Source organism: Saccharopolyspora rosea, from assembly GCF_025643595.1.
Taxonomy (GTDB): domain Bacteria; phylum Actinomycetota; class Actinomycetes; order Mycobacteriales; family Pseudonocardiaceae; genus Saccharopolyspora; species Saccharopolyspora rosea.
Window position 1 is genome coordinate 294,967 of sequence record NZ_CP102826.1, and the last position, 14,222, is coordinate 309,188.

At 72.0% G+C, this 14,222-nt stretch carries 13 protein-coding genes and 1 tRNA gene; 11 read left to right on the plus strand and 3 right to left on the minus strand.

Annotated elements, in window-relative coordinates; all coding sequences use genetic code 11:
* Positions 1 to 127 precede the first annotated feature (127 nt).
* The 6 genes from NV263_RS01440 (at position 128) to NV263_RS01465 (ending at position 8,577) form a co-directional block, all read left to right on the plus strand.
* Positions 128 to 2,434 carry a sodium-translocating pyrophosphatase gene (locus NV263_RS01440; protein WP_263253999.1) on the plus strand — a complete coding sequence of 769 codons (2,307 nt, stop codon included), beginning with the start codon at positions 128 to 130 and terminating at the stop codon, positions 2,432 to 2,434.
* A 132-nt stretch (positions 2,435 to 2,566) separates the two neighbouring features.
* Positions 2,567 to 3,214 (plus strand): hypothetical protein, encoded by a 648-nt coding sequence (locus tag NV263_RS01445; protein ID WP_263250531.1) that lies wholly within the window; start codon positions 2,567 to 2,569, stop codon positions 3,212 to 3,214.
* Positions 3,215 to 3,361: 147 nt separating this feature from the next.
* Positions 3,362 to 3,946, plus strand: coding sequence for a hypothetical protein (locus tag NV263_RS01450; protein ID WP_263250532.1), 585 nt, complete (start codon positions 3,362 to 3,364; stop codon positions 3,944 to 3,946).
* Between the two features lie 205 nt (positions 3,947 to 4,151).
* A complete protein-coding gene (gene topA / locus NV263_RS01455) occupies positions 4,152 to 6,950 on the plus strand; it encodes a type I DNA topoisomerase (RefSeq protein ID WP_380758042.1) in 2,799 nt (932 codons plus the stop codon).
* A 16-nt stretch (positions 6,951 to 6,966) separates the two neighbouring features.
* A complete protein-coding gene (locus tag NV263_RS01460; RefSeq protein ID WP_263250533.1) occupies positions 6,967 to 7,299 on the plus strand; it encodes a hypothetical protein in 333 nt (110 codons plus the stop codon).
* A gap of 54 nt (positions 7,300 to 7,353) precedes the next feature.
* The gene (locus tag NV263_RS01465) at positions 7,354 to 8,577 is read left to right on the plus strand and encodes a DNA polymerase III subunit delta' (RefSeq protein WP_263250534.1); all 1,224 of its coding nucleotides are present in this window, start codon (positions 7,354 to 7,356) and stop codon (positions 8,575 to 8,577) included.
* An 18-nt stretch (positions 8,578 to 8,595) separates the two neighbouring features.
* Here the strand turns inward: NV263_RS01465 and NV263_RS01470 are convergent, their stop codons facing one another.
* Positions 8,596 to 9,993 carry a hypothetical protein gene (locus NV263_RS01470; RefSeq protein WP_263250535.1) on the minus strand — a complete coding sequence of 466 codons (1,398 nt, stop codon included), beginning with the start codon at positions 9,991 to 9,993 and terminating at the stop codon, positions 8,596 to 8,598.
* 163 nt (positions 9,994 to 10,156) lie between these two features.
* Here NV263_RS01470 and NV263_RS01475 point away from each other — a divergent pair.
* The 4 genes from NV263_RS01475 to NV263_RS01490 all read left to right on the plus strand — a co-directional run bounded on the left by NV263_RS01475 (position 10,157) and on the right by NV263_RS01490 (position 11,680).
* Positions 10,157 to 10,230, plus strand: a tRNA-Thr gene (locus NV263_RS01475).
* A gap of 198 nt (positions 10,231 to 10,428) precedes the next feature.
* A complete protein-coding gene (locus NV263_RS01480) occupies positions 10,429 to 11,022 on the plus strand; it encodes a class I SAM-dependent methyltransferase (protein WP_263250536.1) in 594 nt (197 codons plus the stop codon).
* A 134-nt stretch (positions 11,023 to 11,156) separates the two neighbouring features.
* Positions 11,157 to 11,354 carry a hypothetical protein gene (locus tag NV263_RS01485; RefSeq protein WP_263250537.1) on the plus strand — a complete coding sequence of 66 codons (198 nt, stop codon included), beginning with the start codon at positions 11,157 to 11,159 and terminating at the stop codon, positions 11,352 to 11,354.
* Between the two features lie 110 nt (positions 11,355 to 11,464).
* Entirely contained in the window at positions 11,465 to 11,680 is a 216-nt protein-coding gene (locus NV263_RS01490) for a hypothetical protein (RefSeq protein ID WP_263250538.1), read from the plus strand.
* Here NV263_RS01490 and NV263_RS01495 read toward each other — a convergent pair whose 3' ends face one another.
* Both NV263_RS01495 and NV263_RS01500 read right to left on the minus strand, forming a co-directional pair.
* On the minus strand, positions 11,681 to 12,463 hold the full coding sequence (locus NV263_RS01495; RefSeq protein ID WP_263250539.1) for a sulfite exporter TauE/SafE family protein: 783 nt from the start codon (positions 12,461 to 12,463) through the stop codon (positions 11,681 to 11,683).
* Complete coding sequence (locus NV263_RS01500) at positions 12,460 to 12,606, minus strand: hypothetical protein (protein WP_263250540.1); 147 nt, start codon at positions 12,604 to 12,606, stop codon at positions 12,460 to 12,462. The genes NV263_RS01495 and NV263_RS01500 overlap by 4 nt, the downstream gene beginning before the upstream one ends.
* A gap of 680 nt (positions 12,607 to 13,286) precedes the next feature.
* Between NV263_RS01500 and NV263_RS01505 the strand changes: the two genes are divergently transcribed.
* Complete coding sequence (locus tag NV263_RS01505) at positions 13,287 to 14,093, plus strand: DUF4231 domain-containing protein (RefSeq protein ID WP_263250541.1); 807 nt, start codon at positions 13,287 to 13,289, stop codon at positions 14,091 to 14,093.
* The last annotated feature ends 129 nt before the right edge of the window (positions 14,094 to 14,222 follow it).

The following is a 14,222-nucleotide window of genomic DNA, read 5'->3' on the forward strand; positions in this document are numbered from 1 at the left end:
GCTGCGCACGGCAACGGCGGTCTTCCGGCACTGAACCGAGCACAAACCAGGAGGACGGATGTCCCTGCTCTCCCCGGTCCAGCAAGGCTGGGCCCAGGGCGCTGCACCACCGAGCTCGCCGACCCGGATGGACCTCGCCCAGCAAGCCACGGGCATCGAGCTCGGCGGCGCCGACTACACGGTCGTCGGCGTGGTCATGGTGATCGCGCTGGCCGCGCTCGCCTTCGGCTACGTCCTGATCAAGGAGGTGCTGTCCGCCGGACAGGGCACGGCGAAGATGCAGGACATCGCCAAGGGCGTGCAGGAAGGCGCCTCGGCCTACCTCAACCGCCAGTTCCGCACCCTGGCGGTGTTCGCGGTCGTGGTTTTCCTGCTGCTGTTCGCGCTGCCCGCCGCGTCCACCGGCGAACGAGTCGGCCGGTCGCTGTTCTTCCTGTTCGGCGCGGCGTTCTCGGCGGCGATCGGTTATCTGGGCATGTGGCTGTCCACCCGCGCCAACGTGCGCGTCGCGGCCGCCGCGCGGGAGACCGGCGGCGGGCGTGAGAAGGCGATGCGCGTCGCGTTCCGCACCGGCGGTGTCGTCGGGATGACCACTGTCGGACTCGGGTTGTTCGGCGCTGCCCTGGTCGTCCTCGTCTACGCGGGCGGTGCGCCGCGCGTGCTGGAGGGCTTCGGCTTCGGCGCCGCCCTGCTGGCGATGTTCATGCGCGTCGGCGGCGGCATCTTCACCAAGGCCGCGGACGTGGGCGCCGACCTCGTCGGCAAGGTGGAGCAGAACATCCCGGAGGACGACCCGCGCAACGCCGCGACCATCGCCGACAACGTGGGCGACAACGTCGGCGACTGCGCGGGCATGGCGGCCGACCTGTTCGAGTCCTACGCGGTCACGCTGGTCGCCTCGCTGATCCTCGGCACCGCCGCGTTCGGGCTGCACGGCCTGCTGTTCCCGCTGATCGTGCCCGCGATCGGCGTGGTCACCGCGGTCATCGGCGTCTACATCACCCGCGCCCGGACCGGGGAGAGCGCGCTGACCGCGATCAACCGGTCGTTCTACATCTCCGCCGGCATCTCCGGCGTGGCCTGCGCGGTGGCCGCCGTGCTGTACCTGCCGAGCTCGTTCTCCGAGCTCACCGGGGTGTCCGAGGAGATCCGCAGCACGCCGGGCAACCCCGCGCTGATCGCGCTCGTCGCGGTGATCATCGGCATCCTGCTGGCCGTCGTCATCCTCAAGCTGACCGGCTACTTCACCGCCACCGAGCACCGTCCGGTGCGCGACGTCGGCAAGTCGTCGCTGACCGGTGCGGCCACGGTGATCCTGTCCGGCATGTCGGTCGGGTTCGAGTCCGCGGTGTTCACCGCGCTGATCATCGGCGCCGCGGTGTTCGGTGCGTTCCTGCTGTCCGCATCGCTGTCGGTGGCGCTGTTCGCCATCGCGCTGGCCGGTTGCGGTCTGCTGACCACCGTCGGCGTGATCGTCGCGATGGACACCTTCGGGCCGGTCAGCGACAACGCGCAGGGCATCGCTGAGATGTCCGGCGACGTGGAGGGCGAGGGCGCGCAGATCCTCACCGAGCTCGACGCCGTCGGCAACACCACCAAGGCGATCACCAAGGGCATCGCGATCGCCACGGCGGTGCTCGCGGCGACCGCGCTGTTCGGCTCCTACACCGACGCGATCAAGCAGGCGTTGGCGAACGTCGCCGGTCACCTGGACCCGTCCGAGTACTTCGTGTACGCACCGAACGTGCTGGTCGGGGTGGCGATCGGGGCCGCAGTGGTGTTCCTGTTCGCCGGCCTGGCGATCAACGCGGTGTCCCGCGCCGCCGGGGCCGTCGTCTACGAGGTGCGGCGGCAGTTCACCGACAACCCGGGGATCATGGACGGCTCGGTGCGGCCGGAGTACGGCAAGGTCGTCGACATCTGCACCCGCGACTCGCTGCGCGAGCTGGCCACGCCCGGCCTGCTCGCGGTGCTCGCCCCGATCGCGGTCGGCTTCGGCCTCGGGGTCGGACCGCTGGCCGGGTACCTGGCGGGGGCGATCGCGACCGGCACGCTGATGGCGATCTTCCTGGCCAACTCCGGTGGTGCCTGGGACAACTCGAAGAAGCTGGTCGAGGACGGCTACCACGGCGGCAAGGGCTCCGAGGCGCACGCCGCCACCGTCATCGGCGACACCGTCGGCGACCCGTTCAAGGACACCGCCGGTCCGGCGATCAACCCGCTGCTGAAGGTGATGAACCTGGTGTCGGTGCTGATCGCGCCGGCGGTGGTGACCTTCGCGGTCGGCCAGTCGGCCTCCACCGCGGTGCGGGTCGTGGTCGCGGTCATCGCGGTCGCGGTGATCGTCGCGGCGGTCGTCGCCTCCAAGCGGCGCTCGACGGCCATCGCGGAGTCCCCGGCCGACGAGGGGAAAGTGGTGAACGGCGCGGCCTGACCGCGTTCGCCCGGAGCCCCGACCGGCGCCGCCGGCCGGGGCTCCGCCGCGTCTGCGACCCCCTCGAATGCGGCGCTCCCGCGGTGCGGGACAGTCGGGCGCGGACGGTGTAGCAGACCCCAGGGAGTAGGCATGAAGATCCGTTCGACGTCCGTCGCGGTGCTGGCCGCCGTCCCGCTGGTGCTCGCGGGCTGCTCGCAGGGCGCCCCGGAGGCGTCGAAGCCGGCGCCGCAGTCCCCGCCGCCCCAGGCCGCCCCGCAGCAGCCGGCAGCGCAGCCCCACGGCGAGGCGAGCCCGGACGGCGTCGCGTGGGTGGGCAAGCTGTGCGGCCTGGTCGGCGGGTTCACCCAGGCCCAGCAGAAGTTGCCGGGCGTCGACAGGAGCAACACCGCGACGTTCAAGCAGTCCTCGATCGCGCAGCTGGACGCCGCGGAGAAGTCCGCGGAGGACACGATCAAGGGGCTCCAGCAGCTCGGGCCGTCGCCGATCGGCGGGGCGGACAAGGTCAACCACGCGTTCGTCGACGGGTTCGGCCAGGTCAAGGACGTGCTCGCCACCGCCAAGGGCAAGGCCGAGCAGGTCGACCCGGGCAACGAGCAGGCGTTCCAGTCCGGCATGAGCCAGGTCCGCGACGAGCTGCAGAAGGGCCAGAACATCAAGCTCGGCGGCGAGCTGGCCGAGTTCGACCGCAACAAGGAGCTCAACGCGGCGGCTGTGCAGGCGCCCGAGTGCAAGCCGCTCATCCAGCAGCCGCCGCAGCAGCCCGGCGCTCCGCGCTGAGGCGCACCGGCAGGCGGGGAATCCGTCGGTTTCGCGCGGGGTCGGCAGGTCTGTCCTGCGCGAAACCGCGGATCTCGGTGCATCCCTTCACACGAACGGATGCAAGTCCTTGGTTCTGCTCGAACGACTGTTCTAGCATCAGCGAGCGTGGACCAGCTGTCCTTCTTCTCGGCCGAGGCGCGACAGCCCCGCATCGCGGATCTCGCGGGTCTGCTGTGCGGGCCGGGACAGGCGGTGGGCTTCGGTCGCGGAACCGCCGCGCGGCTCTCGGTCGTCGTGGCGGAGGAGTGGCGGGCCCGAGCGCTGGTCGCCGCGTGCGCCGAGCGGGGAGTGGACGCCCAGCTCGGCCGCTCCGATGAGGGCCGCCCGCTGGTCCGCACCGCGTTCCGCGCGGACCTCACCGCGCTCGCTGCGCGCTGGCTGCGCGGCGCGGTGAAATCCGTCCCCGCGGACTTCGCCCCGGACGGACCTGCGCTGCGGATTTGGGCGCTGACCGCGGGCTGCGCCGAGCCGTCCGGCTACCGCCTCGGGCTCGATCCGCACGCTCCCGACACGCACGCACCGCTGGTCGCGGCGCTGCGGCGCAGCGGCCTGGAGACCCGGCCGATCGGGCCGCGGGCGGGTGGACCGGCGCTGCGGCTGACCGGCCGCAAGCGGTTGGCCCGACTGGCCGAGTTGGTCGGGCCGACACCCGATGGTGCGATCGAGCGAACGTGGCCGTTGGTCTCCTGAGGCGTTTGACGCACATCACGCCAGGTCACGCAACGGAACACGCCGGTAACCCGATACGTTCGTACAAGAAGATAGGTGCGAGCACCGGCGTGTTATATGCAACCCTGTGCCTTTCCAGCGCGGCACAACGGCGCCGGCTGGGGGCACACTGAGGAACTTGGCAGCACCGGAGAGGTTTGCCACCGCGAGTAGAGAGCAGGTAAGCGTGGCTGGGTCGACACGGACGAAGAAGAACGGCGGTACCGGCCGGGCTTCGGCATCCCGCAACGGGGCGGGGCCCGGTGGTCGGCGCTTGGTGATCGTCGAGTCGCCCGCCAAGGCCCGCAAGATCGCCTCCTTCCTGGGCTCGAACTTCGTGGTCGAGTCCTCCCGCGGGCACATCCGCGACCTGCCGCGCGGCGCCGCCGACGTCCCGGCGAAGTACAAGGGCCAGGCGTGGGCCCGGTTGGGCGTCGACGTCGACAACGACTTCGAACCGCTGTACCTGGTGACCTCGGACAAGAAGTCGACCGTCACCGAACTCAAGGACGCGCTCAAGGAAGTCGACGAGCTCTACCTCGCCACGGACGGTGACCGCGAGGGCGAGGCCATCGCGTGGCACCTGCTGGAGACGCTCAAGCCGAAGGTGCCGGTGCACCGCATGGTGTTCCACGAGATCACCGAGTCGGCGATCCAGGCAGCCGCCGCGAACCCGCGCGACCTGGACCACGCGCTGGTCGACGCGCAGGAGACCCGCCGCATCCTGGACCGGCTGTACGGCTACGAGGTCAGCCCGGTGCTGTGGAAGAAGGTCATGCCGAAGCTGTCGGCGGGCCGCGTGCAGTCCGTGGCGACCCGCGTCGTCGTCGAGCGGGAGCGCGAGCGGATCCGGTTCGTGTCCGCCGACTACTGGGACATCTCGGCGACCATGGACGCCGGTGCGGACGCCGACCCGCGGCGCTTCGGCGCGCGCCTGGTGTCCGTCGACGGCGCGAAGGTCGCCACCGGGCGTGACTTCGGGCCGGACGGTCAGCTGAAGAACGCCGATGTGAAGCGGCTGGACGAGGCCGAGGCGCGGCGGCTCGCCGAGGCGCTGACCGACGCGCGGCTGCACGTGTCCAGCGCCGAGGAGAAGCCCTACACCCGGAAGCCGTACGCGCCGTTCATGACCTCCACGCTCCAGCAGGAGGCCAGCCGCAAACTGCGCTTCTCCGCGGACCGCACGATGCGCACGGCGCAGCGGCTGTACGAGAACGGCTACATCACCTACATGCGAACCGACTCGACGACGCTGTCGGAGACGGCGATCGCGGCGGCGCGCAACCAGGCCCGCGACCTCTACGGCGAGCAGTACCTCTCGCCGCAGGCGCGCCAGTACAACCGCAAGGTCAAGAACGCCCAGGAGGCGCACGAGGCGATCCGCCCGGCGGGCGAGACCTTCCGCACCCCGGGTGAGGTGGCCGGTGAGCTCGACAACGACGGCTACAAGCTCTACGAGCTGATCTGGCAGCGCACCATCGCCTCCCAGATGGCCGACGCGAAGGGCACCACGCTGTCGGTGCGCATCACGGGTACGGCCACCAGCGGCGAGGAGTGCACGTTCGCCGCCTCGGGCCGCACGATCACCTTCGCCGGTTTCCTCAAGGCCTACGTCGAGGCCGTCGACTCCGAGGCGGGCGGGGTCGCCGACGACGCCGAGTCCCGGCTGCCGCGGTTGCAGCAGGACCAGTCGGTCACCGCGCCGGAGCTGTCGCCGGACGGGCACAGCACCAACCCGCCGCCCCGCTACACGGAGGCGAGCCTGGTCAAGACGCTGGAGGAGCTGGGCATCGGGCGCCCGTCCACCTACGCGTCGATCATCAGCACCGTCCAGGACCGCGGGTACGTGTGGAAGAAGGGCTCGGCGCTGGTCCCGTCGTGGATCGCGTTCGCCGTGGTCGGGCTGATGGAGAAGCACTTCGGGCGGTTGGTGGACTACGACTTCACCGCCGCGCTGGAGGACGAGCTCGACGAGATCGCGGAGGGGCGCCAGGAGCGCACCAGGTGGCTGTCCGGGTTCTACTTCGGCGGCGACGTGGGCCCGAGGGACTCGATCGGCCGGGCCGGTGGCTTGAAGAAGCTGGTCGGCTCGGGCGTCGAGGAGATCGACCCGCGCGAGATCAACTCGATCCCGATGTTCACCGACGACGCCGACCGCACGGTCTACGTCCGGGTCGGCCGCTACGGGCCGTACCTGGAGCGGACCGTCGAGGACGGCTCCTCGCAGCGCGCGAACCTGCCCGACGACCTGCCGCCGGACGAGCTCACCGTGGAGATCGCCGAGAAGCTGTTCGCCACTCCGATGGAGGGCCGCAGCCTCGGCACCGACCCGGAGACCGGGCACGAGGTGGTGGCCAAGGAGGGCCGCTTCGGGCCGTACGTCACGGAGGTCCTGCCGGAGGGCGACAAGTCCAAGCCGCGGACCGGGAGCCTGTTCCGCTCCATGTCGTTGGACACCGTGACGCTCGACGACGCGCTCCGGCTGCTGTCGCTGCCGCGCGTGGTCGGCACCGACCCGGACAGCGGCGAGGAGATCACCGCGCAGAACGGCCGCTACGGGCCCTACCTCAAGCGGGGCAGCGACTCGCGGTCGCTGGAGACCGAGGAGCAGATCTTCACGGTCACCCTGGAGGAGGCGCTCAAGCTCTACGCCCAGCCCAAGCAGCGCGGGCGGCGGGCTCCGGCGGCGCCGCTGCGGGAGCTCGGCGAGGCGCCGGACACCGGCAAACCGCTGGTGATCAAGGACGGCCGGTTCGGCCCGTACGTGACCGACGGGGAGACCAACGCGTCGCTGCGCAAGGGCGACGACGTCGAGTCGCTGACCATGGACCGGGCGGTGGAGCTGATCGCCGAGCGGCGGGCCAAGGCACCGGCCAAGAAGAAGTCGACGGCGAAGAAGTCCAGCACGTCCAAGTCGTCGGCCAAGAGCACCGGGACGAAGTCCTCGTCCGGCAAGAAGAAGGCGAGCACCTCGTCCAAGTCGTGACCCGGGGAGACGCCCGATGCAGCGGAATCCGTTGCACGGACCGGACGGCACGCAGCCACTGCCGCCGCCGCGGGCGTTCCCCGATGCGCTGAACCCCACCGAGCCGCCGAAGGTGCGGACGGTCCCGCCACGACCGTGGAAGCCGAAGCACGTGGTCGAGGACGTGCACCGGGCGGTTCCCCGGCGGAGGGCGGGCGCGGAGCGGCCCGAGGTGTCGGCGAGCGGGCCACCGCAGCAGCAACCGACCGGGAGGGCGGCCGGCTGCCTGCTCGCGCTGATCGTGCTCGTGGCGGTGGGGTTGGCGATCCTGCACCGGGTGCTGGAGGCGCTGGGGCTGCTGGGCCGCTGAGTCGGTGCCGCCCCGTAAAGTGCCGTTGTCAGGGCCGAGCACGGGAGGCGTGTGATGCAGACCGACGCTCCGGACGTGCCGAAGACCGGGGTGTGGGCGGACGTCGTCGGCCAGCCCGACGCGGTGCGGACGTTGTTCGCGGCCGCGCGGGCGGCGGACCGGCAGCAGCGCGGGGAGCCCGCGCCGCCCGGGGCGATGACGCACGCGTGGCTGTTCACGGGCCCGCCCGGGTCGGGTCGTTCGGTCGCGGCGCGGGCCTTCGCCGCCGCCCTGCAGTGCACCGATTCCGGACAACTGGGCTGCGGGCACTGCACGGCGTGCCGGACGGTGCTGTCCGGGACCCACGCGGACGTGCGGGTGGTGGTGCCCGAAGGGCTGTCGATCTCGGTGGCCGAGATGCGCGCCCTGGTGCAGGCGTCGGCGCGGCGGCCGAGCACCGGGCACTGGCGCGTCGTGCTGATCGAGGATTCCGACCGGCTCACCGAAGGGGCGGCGAACGCGCTGCTCAAAGCGGTAGAAGAACCGCCGGAGCGGACCGTGTTCCTGCTGTGCGCGCCGTCGGACCACCCCGAGGACGTGTCGGTGACGATCCGGTCCCGCTGCCGCGTCGTGCAGCTGCGCACCCCGTTGTCCCGCTCGATCGCCGAGGTGCTGGCCGAACGCGACGGGGTGGAGCCGCAGCTCGCGGAGTGGGCCGCGTCGGTGTGCGGCGGGCACATCGGGCGCGCGCGGCGGTTGGCCACCGACGAGCAGGCGCGCGAGCGGCGCGAGTCCGTGCTGCGGATCCCGCTGGGGCTGGGACGGTTCTCCGGCGTGTTCACCGCGGCGGACGGCCTGGTCAAGCTGGCCGAGACCGAGGCGGTCGCGGCGAACGAGGACCGCGACGAGGCGGAGAAGGAGGAACTCCGCACGGCCATGGGCGCGGGCGGTACCGGCAAGGGCACCGCCGCTGCCACGCGAGGTGCGAACGCGGCGTTGAAGGAACTGGAGAAGCGGCAGAAGTCGCGCACCACCCGTTCCCAGCGGGACGCGCTGGACCTGGCCCTGGTCGACCTCGCCGGGTTCTACCGGGACGTGCTGGTGGTCCGCAGCGGGGCGGACGTGGCGCTCAACCACCCCGACTTCGCCCGGTCCGTCGCCACGGCGGCCCAGGAGTGGACGTCCGAGTCCACGCTGCGCCGGTTGGAGGCAGTCCTGCGCTGCCGCGAGGCGCTGGGCCAGAACGTCAAGCCCATCATCGCGGTGGAGGCGCTCATCGCGGCCCTGCACCGGGGCTGATCGTCCACAACGGACGGTTCACGGGCGGCGGCGCCGGGGTAGGGCGGCCACCAGGATCGAGCCCAGGACGAGCAGTCCGGTGCCGGTCCAGAACAGCGGGACCGCGTAGTAGGCGCCGCTGGTCAGCGCGAGTGGCTCGGTCACCTGGCGCGCGGGCCCGGCCGCGGGCGGCGCGGCCGGTGCGGGACCGGGGGCCGCGGATCCACCGCACACCACACCGCCCTGCGGGGCGGACGCGCGCGCGACCTGCTCGCCGAACGACACCTGCACCAGCGATGTCGGCACGCCGATCGGATGGCCGCGCAGCACTTGCAGGTCGAAGAGCTCGGACCCGGCCCGCACTTCGGTGCCGACGACGTCCTTCTTCAGCTCGCCGGCGCTCAGCCGCAGCACGCCGAGGTCGAGGACGTTCGGCACGTCCAGTTGCCGGTTGGCGGCGTCCAGGGTGCCCAGCACCCGGCCGCCCCGGGACACCCGCAGCACCGGCGCCTGGTAGTCCACTGTGGAGGTTCCCGGGTCGCCGGTGGCGGTGGCGGTGAGCCGCGGTGCGCTCACCACGTCGATGCGCACTTCCTGCGGGGTTCCGGCGAACAGCCGGACGCCGGCCACCTGCATGCTCGACGTCGCCTGCACCGCCTTGCCGTGCTGTCCGGGCACGTCGGCGAGCCGCACGGTGGAATGCGCCTGGATGGCGTCCGGGACGTGCAGCAGCGATCCGCGGCCGTCGGTCGTCGGGGCCTTGCCGTCGAGCAGGCCGCCGAGCCGTTGCAGGGCGTCGTCACCGGCTGTCGACGGCAGCGCGTTCACCGCTGACACGCCGCCCAGGGACATCCGCGCGTCGGCGATCGGCTGCACGCACGGCCCGAGCTGTTCGTCCCAGCGGGCCTGCGCGCTGCCGGTCATCGCGCTCGGGTGCACCACCTGGTCGGCCGGGGACGGCGGCGGCTGCAGGCCCTCGGTGGTCGGCTGGGGGTGGTCGGGCAGCGCCGTCTGCACGACCGATCCGGGGGTCTGGGGCGCTTTGCCGAACAACGCCGCGCCGAACGGCGACGCCTCGGCCGTCGCGCGCTCGTGCGCGAAGAACGCCGTCGAGTTCGCCTGCGCGATGGCCCGTCCCATGCCGAACTCGGCGACCGCCTGCTTCGGCAGCTTCTTCTGGAAGTCCGGGTCCTGGACGATCGAGTCGGTCGGCACGGTGTTCGGCAGCAGCCGCACGATGCCCACCATCGTCCCGGCGTCGGCCACCACCGGTCCGGGAGCCGTCGTCGGCATCGACGCCGGTGGCTGCCCGGGATCCTCCGGTGCCGGGATCGGCGTCGTCGGAGGTTCGCTCTCGCCGGACGCCACCGGCGGTCCCCACGTGCCGACGGCCAACGACACGGCGGTGCACACGGCGAAACGGCGGACTGCTCGCATCCGACAACCTCCCGCCCGCGGAACACGGCGTGACAAGCGTCACTTCCACCCCAACGAGCGACACCTCGCACGGTGACGCCCCGGTTACTCGCGCGTTCCGCACTCCCGCCGCAGGGGGTGCGCGCAGCCGCCGGCCAACGGCCCGCTACACTCGGTCCCGCACGCCGCCTTAGCTCAGTCGGCCAGAGCGACGCACTCGTAATGCGTAGGTCGAGGGTTCGATTCCCTCAGGCGGCTCTGTGGGAGCCCAGGTCAGTCAAGCGCTGACTTGGGCTTTTTCTTTTTGTTCCTCGATCGGTTCCGGATCAGTCGGGCCGTCCGGCCTGCTGGTGTGCTCTTGGTGTGCTCGGATTCGTCGGCCGCGGCGAAAACGCTATGGCCTCACGCGACGTCAGGTGCAAGTCTGACCGGAGCCGTCGGAGATGGGGGATCGTCGTGGTTTCTCGGGAGGTCGATCCGGTCGCCGTGTCCGTGGCCGCCTACAGCGGGCACGTCGAGGAGTACGTGGCGGTGCACGGGGCGAAGATGCTCGATCGGGTCGAGGAGTTCGTCCGGTGGCTGCCGCCGGGGGCGTCGGTGCTCGACGCCGGGTGCGGGCCGGGGCGGGATCTCGCGCGGTTCGCGGCGCGCGGGTGCCGGGTTCGCGGTGTCGATCTGAACCCGGAGTTCGCGGCGCTGGCGAACTCCCACGCGCCCACCACGGTGGGGGATCTGCGGTCCGTCGAGACGTTGTTCTCCGCGGCCGAGTTCGACGGCATCTGGGCTTCGGCTTCGCTCGTCCACCTGTCCGAGGCGGAAGCCGCGTCCGTGCTGGGGCAGTTCGCCCGGTTGTTGCGGTGCGGCGGGCGGATGTACGCCTGCGTCAAGGCGACGGGGGAGACCGGGTGGCTCGACGAGCCGGACGGGCGCCGCTGGTACACCGCGTGGGAGCCCGGGGGGTTCGCCGCCGCGGTCGCCGCGTCCGGGTGCTCGGTCGACCGGGTCGTCCGGGGGCCGTTCGTGGAGGTGTGGGCCACCCGCGCGTCGTGAGTCGCGGCCTCCGGGCGGCTGACCGTCCACTGTGGCCGATCGCGGAGCGGGCCGTAACGAAGTCGGACCCGATGGCGATCATCGGTATGGCAGCGGCGTTTTCGGGTGACGCCGCGCCCGGGGGAAGGAGCGGGATGATCACGTCGGTCGGTCAGCGGGTCCGTGCTGGTGTCTCGGAAGTCCGGGCGCGGCAGCGGAAAGCTCGGGAGTTCCTCGCGGGGGCTGCGGAGTCGATGCGCGATCGGCTCCAGTTCCTCGGGTTGGTGCTGTGGGTGATCGCGCTGCCGATCCTGCTGCCGGTCGCCGTCATGTTCCTGTTCGGCAACCTGTGACGGACCGCCGCGGCGGGCGGTGAAGCGGCTTTCACCGGGCTCTCACGGGCGGATCACCGCCGGGTTCGAACGTGGTGGGTGTTCGAAATCCCGGTTGGTTGGAGGCGCTCATGAGAGCCCTGCGCATCCTGGCCCTGCTGTGGTTGGTCGGCGGTGTCGCCGCGTCGGTCGTGCTGTGGTCGCACCTGAACGGGGTGTGGGCGTTCGGCGTTCTCGTCGGCCTCGGTCTGCTGCTCGGCGGTTTCCGGTTCGTCCACGCGCGGGTCGGAGCCGAGTCCCGCGAGGCGTGGCTGGCCGCGGTGCTGGCCGCGCCGCGGCGTCGCTGATCAGCCGCGCCGCAGACGGCGCATCTCGCGGGCGGCCACGGTCAGCGTGACCAGCCCGAAGATCCCGCTGAGGACGCGGGTGTCCAGGGCCAGCGCCAGGAACGCGCCGAGCACCGCGCCGACCGCCGCACCCGCCGCCAGGCGCAGGCCGACGCGCGGCGCGGCGGTGCGCTGCCGCAGGTGGGCGAGCGCGCCCGAAACCGAGTTGGGCAGCATCACCAGCAGCGACGTCCCCTCGGCCACGTGCAGCCCGGTGCCGAACAGCAGCGCCAGCACCGGCACCGCCAGCAGTCCGCCGCCGAGCCCGAGCGCGGACGCCCACGCGCCGACCACGAAGCCGAGCAGCGTTCCGACCACGATGACCGCGGGCAGCCCGTCGGCCCCCAGCCGGACCGGGTGGCGCAGCGGGTCGAGCCCGGCCGCGTCGAGCAGGAACTTGGCGCCCGCCACCACCAGCACCGCGGCGAACACCGCTCGCAGCACGCGTTCCGGTGCGCGGGCGACCAGGCGGGCGCCGAACACCGCGCCCACGACACCGCCCGCCATGAGCGGGATGCCGACGCGCAGGTCCACGGCTCCGCCGCGCAGCGCGTAGACCGTGCTGCCGACCGCCGCGATCGCGGCGTTGGAGATCGTGGTGGTGCCGTGGATCGTGGCGCGGCGCAGGTCGGTCAGCTTCTCCAGCGCCGGAACGGACACCAGCCCGGTGCCGCCGCCGAGCAGCGCCCCCACCGCACCGGCGACGCCTCCCGTGCCGAGGATGACCGGCGTCCGCGCCGTCACCGGACGCGGTCCACGACCGCGCCCCGGTGCGCCCGAGCCGCCTGCTCGGCGTCTCCCGCGCGGGCGATGGCCACGAGGAGTCCGCGGTGGGCCGCTGGGCGCGGCGCCTCGGACTCCGCGATCAGGTCGAGCATGTCGAGCATCGCCTCCCGGATGTGCGGCGTCGGGGATTCGAACAGGCCGGTGCCGGCCTCATTGTGCGCGGCACCGTGACCGCCCGGTGGAACGCCGGGTCGGCGTCGGCGAAGTCGACCGGCGCTCCGCCGCGGCGGTGTTCGACGTCTCCCGCGTGGCGGCGACGCCGATCAGGCCGGCCATATCGCCCGGAAGGGTGGGGTGGACGCGCCGGGCGGTGGGCGGGATTTCGCGTGCGCGGGGCGGGCATCGGGTTCCCGGCGGGCGCGGGAGGTGCCCGCGCGGACCGCGGGGCGCGCGTCCCGCCGGGCCGTCCGGGCCGGGGAAAGCGGGCATCCGGTCGGCGTCCGCGGGCCACCGGAGGGTCGACGCGGTTGCCCGCCCGCCGAGCGAAACCCGGGAATCCCGAGCCCGTGCGGAGCGCCCGCCGAGCCCGGATCGCGCGTTCGGCCGCATCCGTGATCACGCTCAGCCATGCTGCGGGCATCAAAATTACTGCGAATGGATTACAACGATCGGGACAGCATGGGCCGGATTTCGTCGCTCTGGGTGCGCTGACACAGTGACAAGCCCCGAACCGGGCGGAATCGCTCCGGGCGTTCGGCCGGACCACCTTCACCCTCCCGGCCGATTGTCGCGGTGCGCAGGCAACTACTTCGATCGCAGTGACGCCGGAAGGATCAACGTGATGGACCGAATGGACACGGCCGGGATCGTGGGGGGCGGTGTGGTCGCGGCACCGCCGCAGGACTGGGAACGCCGGATCGCCGAGCGGTCCGAGCGGCTGTACCGCGCCAGGGTCGTGCGGCGGCTGCTGATCCTCTGGGTGCTGCCGGGCAACGCCCTGCTGGCCGCGCTGAGTGCGGTGGCCCTCGCCTTATGGGCCTACCCGCTGATAGCGGCGGTCGCCTGCGCGCTGCTGATCGCCTCGATCGCCACCTCGGGGAAACTCCTCTACGGACAGCACTTTAAAGTGCGCTCGGTGGAATCAGAACTGCGTGCGCTCGAATTCGCGCAACGGGAACAGCTGCTCGAAGAGTTGGAATCCGGCGATCCGCTGGTCGCGCACAAGCGCTACCGGGCGCAGCTGCCGGAGATCATCGACCGCTACCGGGTGGAGGCGCGGCACGACAGGTTGAAGGACAACCTGCTGCAGAGCGTGGTGATCGGCGGTTCGATCATCGCCGCGACCACGACGGCGATGTCGGTGGCCGTCGCCGACGTGCGGTGGTTCTCGGCGGTGCTGTGCCTGGTCGTGGCGCTGTCCGCGGCGTTCGCCGGGTACGCCCAGTACCGCGAGCGGTCCGCGGTGCTGCGGCAGACCGCGGACGGGCTGGAGCGGGAGTACGAGTCGGTCGAGCTGCGGGCCGGCCGGTACCGGCGGTTCGACAGCGAGCGGGACGCCTACGCGGAGTTCGCCGACGCGGTCGAGGCGCTGCGGGCCGAACGCGCCGCCCGGCTGCGGTCCACCGTCCTGGACACGACCGGGCTGTAATCGCCGGAAAAGGGCGTCGCACGAACGAGTGGCGACCGAACGGGAAATTGGCTACGTGGTGTTCAGGTTTCCCACTCAAGAGATCACTGAATAGTGGAAATCGATTCTTCCGTAATCTCCGGCGCGGCG